The organism is Neglectibacter sp. X4 (assembly GCF_009917365.1).
In the GTDB taxonomy this organism is placed as follows: domain Bacteria; phylum Bacillota; class Clostridia; order Oscillospirales; family Acutalibacteraceae; genus Acutalibacter.
In genome coordinates this window covers 1-1291 of the sequence record NZ_QWLE01000155.1, presented here as the reverse complement: position 1 = coordinate 1291, position 1291 = coordinate 1, and the positions used below count along the sequence as shown (strand labels likewise).

General features: G+C 52.0%; 3 protein-coding genes and 1 pseudogene. All 4 read right to left on the bottom strand.

Features of this window, described 5'->3' with window-relative positions:
• Positions 1-389, bottom strand: a pseudogene (locus tag D1841_RS17350) (IS5 family transposase); the annotation flags it as partial.
• A gap of 111 nt (positions 390-500) precedes the next feature.
• Positions 501-653, bottom strand: coding sequence for a recombinase (locus D1841_RS17345; RefSeq protein WP_161880165.1), 153 nt, complete (start codon positions 651-653; stop codon positions 501-503).
• A gap of 127 nt (positions 654-780) precedes the next feature.
• Positions 781-960 carry a hypothetical protein gene (locus D1841_RS17340; RefSeq protein ID WP_016303769.1) on the bottom strand — a complete coding sequence of 60 codons (180 nt, stop codon included), beginning with the start codon at positions 958-960 and terminating at the stop codon, positions 781-783.
• 68 nt (positions 961-1028) lie between these two features.
• Positions 1029-1250, bottom strand: a complete 222-nt coding sequence (locus tag D1841_RS17335) for a DUF6551 family protein (RefSeq protein ID WP_237076456.1) — start codon at positions 1248-1250, stop codon at positions 1029-1031.
• Between the last annotated feature and the right edge of the window lie 41 nt (positions 1251-1291).

Below are 1291 nucleotides of genomic sequence, written 5' to 3'. Positions count from 1 at the left end.
ATAGTCACGCTGTTCTTTACGGTTCTTTTTCGGTGGGATCACAGGTTCCATCCCAGCCGAAACCGCATAGGCCAGGATATCATTTGTGTCATAGCCCCGGTCTGCCAGCAGGATTTCCGCAGAAATACCCTCGATCAGGTGGACAGCTTCTTTACAATCCGCTCGGGTACCTTCTGTAACAAGGATTCGGACTGGCATACCATTCGCATCCACGGCCAGATGTATTTTGGTGTTGAGCCCCCTTTTGTCCTGGTCATATCCTGATTGCCACCCTTCGCTCCCGCCGCCTGAGGATGCACTTTGATATGGCTGGCATCGATCATCAGCCATTCATAATCCGGTTCGTCAATCAGAATTTCCAGAAGTTTTTCCCAAACACCTTTGCCGGCACAGCGTATGATTTTGAGACTGTGCCCCAGCCTGGGGGACGGGTTTTGGCAGAGCACGGGCAGAAAACCATCAACCCCCTGCTGGCGGTAGCGGATATCCCCGGCCTTGTCTTAGTGGGGGAGGAATCCCCGGAAGCCCTGTTTCTGCACATACTCGGTCAGCAATGCCCGCTGGTTCCCAATGCTCATAGATTCGTGGTCGGCTCCATCTTCGGAAGAAAGCCGGCAATAGATAGCGGCTCTGTAATTCTGTTGTTCTCTCATAAAACTGCCTCCTTATCAGTCCGAGAAACAACAGGGTTTATGCTCGTCTGTCATCTATACTGTACCACATTAAAGTGTTAAAGTCAAGCTGACAGCCTGCTGCTTCTGACGATATTACACACAAGTTTCAACTGCTTGTATCGTAAAGGATTTTCTTCACGGCGGCTTCGTGGATGGCTTCGCTTGCCGTCCTTGTGCCGCTGAAAACGCTGACCACCCGGATGGTGTCGCGCCCGATGGTAAGCTGGTAGCCCTGCTCGGACGGCTCCACAGCAGGGGATTTTGGCTCTTTCGTTACTGTGTCCATAAAACCTCCCTTGCAATGAAAAGGGCCGCAGACGGGAAGTGTCTGCGGCTCCTATGTACGATTTCCTATCAGCCCTTAAAGCGGTAGGGCAGCTTATGCCCGCCACGCTGTTGGCTGTTATACTTTTCCAGAATGACGCGGGCAAAACGGAGAGCGGCTTTATTGGTGGAAAAATCCATCTTGCCGCGCCGGATGATTTCCTCCGGGTCAACCACAGACAGCCGCTTGATGAAAGTACGGTCGTCCAGTTCGGTTTCTTGTACGCCGGAGCCATTTGATCTCCCACTCAATACGTTTTATGTACTCAGTAGTGTAGCCATCGTCCTTCATG

Excerpts from the sequence above, each read along its gene's own strand:
- D1841_RS17345 (WP_161880165.1), bottom strand. The coding sequence starts at position 653 with ATGAGAGAACAACAGAATTACAGAGCCGCTATCTATTGCCGGCTTTCT.
- D1841_RS17340 (WP_016303769.1), bottom strand. The coding sequence starts at position 960 with ATGGACACAGTAACGAAAGAGCCAAAATCCCCTGCTGTGGAGCCGTCC.